Source organism: Trinickia mobilis (genome assembly GCF_017315705.1).
Classification (GTDB): domain Bacteria; phylum Pseudomonadota; class Gammaproteobacteria; order Burkholderiales; family Burkholderiaceae; genus Trinickia_A; species Trinickia_A mobilis.
This window is the reverse complement of record NZ_JAFLRF010000092.1, coordinates 1-4,456: the sequence shown is the minus strand read 5'-3', so window position 1 is coordinate 4,456 and position 4,456 is coordinate 1. Positions and strand designations below refer to the sequence as shown.

Annotated in this window: 4 protein-coding genes and 1 pseudogene; 3 read left to right on the top strand and 2 right to left on the bottom strand. The window is 64.6% G+C overall.

The window, feature by feature from the left end:
• Window positions 1-135: 135 nt before the first annotated feature.
• Window positions 136-474: a P-II family nitrogen regulator gene (locus J3489_RS36895; RefSeq protein ID WP_207005720.1), complete on the bottom strand. Its 339-nt coding sequence runs from the start codon at window positions 472-474 to the stop codon at window positions 136-138.
• A gap of 418 nt (window positions 475-892) precedes the next feature.
• Between J3489_RS36895 and J3489_RS36890 the strand changes: the two genes are divergently transcribed.
• Both J3489_RS36890 and J3489_RS36885 read left to right on the top strand, forming a co-directional pair.
• Entirely contained in the window at window positions 893-1,147 is a 255-nt protein-coding gene (locus J3489_RS36890; RefSeq protein ID WP_207005719.1) for an accessory factor UbiK family protein, read from the top strand.
• A gap of 165 nt (window positions 1,148-1,312) precedes the next feature.
• The gene (locus tag J3489_RS36885; protein WP_207005718.1) at window positions 1,313-2,905 is read left to right on the top strand and encodes a YifB family Mg chelatase-like AAA ATPase; all 1,593 of its coding nucleotides are present in this window, start codon (window positions 1,313-1,315) and stop codon (window positions 2,903-2,905) included.
• Window positions 2,906-3,337: 432 nt separating this feature from the next.
• On the opposite strand, the gene J3489_RS36880 is transcribed toward J3489_RS36885, so the two are convergent.
• Window positions 3,338-3,859 (bottom strand): hypothetical protein, encoded by a 522-nt coding sequence (locus J3489_RS36880; RefSeq protein ID WP_309491490.1) that lies wholly within the window; start codon window positions 3,857-3,859, stop codon window positions 3,338-3,340.
• Window positions 3,860-4,256: 397 nt separating this feature from the next.
• On the opposite strand from J3489_RS36880, the pseudogene J3489_RS36875 reads away from it, so the two are divergent.
• Window positions 4,257-4,456 (top strand): annotated as a pseudogene (locus J3489_RS36875) (hypothetical protein); the annotation flags it as partial.

The window sequence follows — 4,456 nt, the reverse complement described above, 5'->3', positions numbered from 1 at the left end:
GCCGTCGCAGCGGCAGGCGCGGACGCGTCGTCCGCAAGCGCTGCCCCGATGCCGCCCGCAAGCAGCGACCCGGCCATCAGCATGGACATCAATAATTTGCGCATCTTTCGTTTCCTCTTGTCGCTGTCTAATTATTTACAGGGCGTCCGCGCCGGTCTCGCCGGTGCGGATCCGAATCACTTGCTCGATCGGCGTGACGAAGATCTTCCCGTCGCCGATCTTTCCCGTGCGCGCCGCCCGTTCGATCGCTTCGATCGCCTGGTCGACGAGATCGTCCGTCACAGCGGCCTCGATCTTCACCTTCGGCAGAAAATCGACCACGTACTCGGCCCCGCGATACAGCTCGGTATGCCCCTTCTGACGCCCGAATCCCTTCACTTCCGTCACCGTGATGCCCGAGACGCCGATGGCCGACAAGGCTTCGCGCGCCTCATCGAGCTTGAACGGCTTGATGATTGCGGTAATGAGCTTCATAGAATCCTCGCTTTAGTTTGCGTAACCTTTATTGCGTAACCCGTGCGGATGCCTTGTGCATCGGCCGCGGCCGTACCGGTCGGCCACGCCGATTCGCTGAACGCCGCTACAATGCGCGCCGGCGAGTGCCGGCCAACCACAGCAACTCGCGTGCCATGTGCTGCGGCAAGGGCGGACGAACGCGTAAAACAGGAGGCGGAAAGCGGCATCGGCCTGATGGCTAACGCCGGGCGGATGCGCTGGCGTGGTGTCGGGATCGTTGCTAGAGTGTTCAGACGCCTTCCACGCCGGAGCACGCACCAAACGCGCTCACGCGCGTGGCAAAGAAAGCCTGTCGCGCACCAAATTCGCTCATCCGTGCATGCAGTGCGTAGTCGAAACGAAAGATGCACGTTTTTCGTGCACCCAAGGGGAACATATGAAGCAACCGAACGATGTCTTTAACGACTTTCAGGCCCGCATGAGCGAGCTCCTCAAGAACTCGCCCGCCAAGGATGTCGAGCGCAACGTCAAGGCCATGCTGTCGCAAGGCTTTTCGAAGCTCGATCTGGTCACGCGCGAGGAGTTCGATACGCAAACCCAGGTGCTCGTGCGCACCCGCACCCGGCTCGAAGAGCTCGAGCGGCGCGTTGCCGAACTCGAGCAGAAGCTTTCCACCTCGCAAGACTCCTGATGTCCTGATTGTTGATTGAGCGACCCCAGACCTGTCGCTACGCGTCAGCCCCCCGCAACTTGGGGCGGCCCGGCGTTTTCTTGAGAGCCTCACCGGCAAGCGAGCCGTGAAGTCGTCAGCAACGAAGAGGCGGCTGTAGCAGCGCCTCTTTAGCAGGGAGAAGACATGTCGCTCGCCGTGGTGCGCTCGCGCGCGCCGGCCGCTAGCCGTGCGCCTGAAGTTACCGTCGAAGTCCATCTCGCGAACGGGCTGCCGTCGTTCTCGATCGTCGGCCTGCCCGACCTCGAAGTTCGCGAAAGCCGCGAGCGCGTGCGCGCCGCGCTGCAGAACTGCGGTTTCGATTTCCCTGTACGACGGATCACCGTCAATCTCGCGCCAGCCGATCTACCCAAAGAATCCGGCCGCTTCGACTTGCCGATTGCGCTCGGCATCCTGGCCGCCAGCGGTCAGATTCCGGCCGAAGCGCTCGCGCACCGCGAATTCGCAGGCGAGCTGTCGCTGACCGGCGCGTTGCGGCCGATGCGCGGAGCGTTCGCCATGGCGTGCGGCACAGCGCGCGGGCATGGGCGCGACGCGCCCTCGTCTGGCGAGGCCGTCGGCGTCTTAAGCGCCCCCGCCGAGCCTGACGACACACGCGCACCTGAACTCTACCTGCCGCTCGACAGCGCCGGCGAAGCCGCCCTCGTTCCAGGCGTCGACGTCTACGGCGCAGTGGATTTGCCGTCGCTCTGCGCGCACCTTGCAGGCACGCAAGACGGGCGGCTCTCGCCGGTCGCGGCGCCCTCGATCGACAGCGCGCCGCCCGCCGAGCAGCCGGACATGGCCGACGTGATCGGCCAGAGCGGTGCGCGCCGCGCGCTGGAAGTCGCAGCGGCTGGCGGCCATCACGTGCTGATGGTCGGGCCGCCGGGCGCCGGCAAGTCGATGCTCGCGGCGCGGCTGCCGAGCCTGCTGCCGCCGATGAGCGACGACGAAGCGCTCACGTCCGCCGCGATGCTGTCGGCCAGCATGCTCGGGTTCTCGCCGGCCCAATGGCGGCAGCGGCCGTTTCGAGCGCCCCATCATTCGTCGAGCGCGGCGGCCTTGGTCGGCGGACGCAACCCGCCGCAGCCCGGCGAGATCACGCTGGCCCATCTCGGCGTGCTCTTCTTGGACGAACTGCCCGAGTTCGACCGCCACGTGCTCGAAACGCTGCGCGAACCGCTCGAAGCCGGCCGCATCACGATCTCGCGAGCCGCGCTGCAAGCCGATTTTCCCGCCGCCTGCCAGTTGATCGCCGCGATGAATCCGTGCCCGTGCGGCTGGCGCGGCGATCCGAACGGCCGCTGCCGCTGCACGCCGGAGGCCGCCACGCGCTATCTGCGCAAGCTGTCGGGGCCGCTCTTGGACCGGATCGATATCCAAATCGAAATCCCCGCGCTGACACCCGCGGAGCTGGCGGCGCGCTCGTCGGCGGCTGGGGAGTCGAGTGCATCGATCGCAAGACGCGTCGTCGCGGCGCGCGAGCGGCAACTTGTCCGGCAAGGAAAGACGAACCGAGAATTGAGCGGGCGCGAGGTGGACGAAGTCTGCCGCCCGGACGCCGCGGGCGAGGCACTTTTGCGTGAGGCGGGGGAGCGATTCGGCTGGTCGGCGCGCGCTTACTACCGCGTGCTGAAAGTCGTGCGCTCGATTGCCGATCTGGCCGGCAACGACACCCCAAATGCCGCACAGGTCGCCGAAGCGGTGCAGTATCGGCGGGTTTTCTCACCTTCGTAAGCGGCGGCGCGGCGGTCAATCTGCGCTTTGGTACATCCCGAACGCGGGCCAACTTGCGAAAGCGGCATCGCAAAGGCCAGTCTTACCGGCCCGCGAACGGCAAAACGCGGCTGTCAAGACTTGACTTATGCACATTTCCCGGCATGGCTGCTTCAATTGCCCGTTTGAAGGCATTGCCCGAAGGACTTTCTACAGCACATTGATTTATTTGACTTTTTTGCGTTGCCGCGATTCAGGGCAATTTAAGGAAAGGCCCGCAGGACGGGCATCCGGGAACGGTGCGGAGGAGTTTTCAACAAAGTTATCCACAGGAGCTGTGGATAGCTGGAAAACTGTCGAAAAATCCGGCAATTAGCGCCACATCCTCTGAAGGAACTTTCACTTCGATACACGATCTTAGGCGCGCTTTTCCGCGCGCCCGCGTGCCGAAGATCAGTAGAGCTTGAACGACTGGAAGAACTGATCGACTTGCTCCTGAGGAGGCGCCTTGTCGGCAATGATGGTCGCCTGGTACACGTGCCTGCCGCGAGCAACAAGCCAAACCTGGATCGTCCTGTGCTCCCGCTTTTCGCCCGCGTCGCCGCTGACGCTCATCTCGAGGCCCGGCACCTCGCCGCCCGCGGCAAGCGGCACCTGCGTCGTACGCGCCTCAGGAGCCGCGCCCAGGTTGCGCGCCAGTCCTGTGCGCAGCGAGTCGAGCACCGTTTGCCGCAGTTGCGGATCGTCGCTCGGCAGAATCACGGTGCCGACCGCGAAAACGGCACCCTCGGCATGCGCCGACTGCATCTTCATCTTCATTCGCGTGCCGCCGATGTCGACGTCGCGCTCATCGAGCATCGGTTTCGCCGGCAGGTCGATCGTGTAGCCGTCGGCGTTGTTCATGATCGTGCGCCAATCGTAGTCGGGCGAGCACGCGGCGAGCGCACAACCCAATATGGCGGCGCCGACGGTCACGCGCAGCGCCGCAACGGCGGTGCTGGCGAGGGCGGAGCCACCCCTGAACGAACGGATACCGGAGCAGAAAGCGGCACGAGCAACCAAGCGATGAGTGGAACCCAACGACGCAAGAACACTTAAAGCGGACCGAAACATAAGACTGATGAGGTGAAAACGGGAACTGGGCAAAAAGCGCGTCGCCGCGATCTTATCTTACGAGGCGAAGCGATGCCGATGCGGCCAGTTCTGCGCACGCCGCGCCAGCCCGCTCGAATCCGACACGACGTGCGCGGATCAGTTCTGCCGCATCGCGAACGACGTCGAGCCAAGTCACATCGCTCACACATTTTTACAAGTCACTTTCGCTTCGACTGCTACACTGGCGCCCGCCATCTCAAAACCACGGGTAAACCAGATGTTGAAGAAAATTGCGGGAATTACGATTGTCGCAGCTGCGGCTATAGCGTCGCTGCCTGCCGTGGCGGGCGACTTGAATAACGCGCTCGGCCGCGCGCTCGGCGGCGTTGCCGGCGCGGCGGTCGGCAACGCGCTGGGCGGCAGCACCGGCGCGGTGATCGGCGGCGCCGTGGGCGGCGGCGCCGGCGCGGCCGTGAC

Coding starts and splice junctions, on each gene's coding strand:
- J3489_RS36895 (WP_207005720.1), bottom strand. CDS start 474: ATGAAGCTCATTACCGCAATCATCAAGCCGTTCAAGCTCGATGAGGCG.
- J3489_RS36890 (WP_207005719.1), top strand. CDS start 893: ATGAAGCAACCGAACGATGTCTTTAACGACTTTCAGGCCCGCATGAGC.
- J3489_RS36885 (WP_207005718.1), top strand. CDS start 1,313: ATGTCGCTCGCCGTGGTGCGCTCGCGCGCGCCGGCCGCTAGCCGTGCG.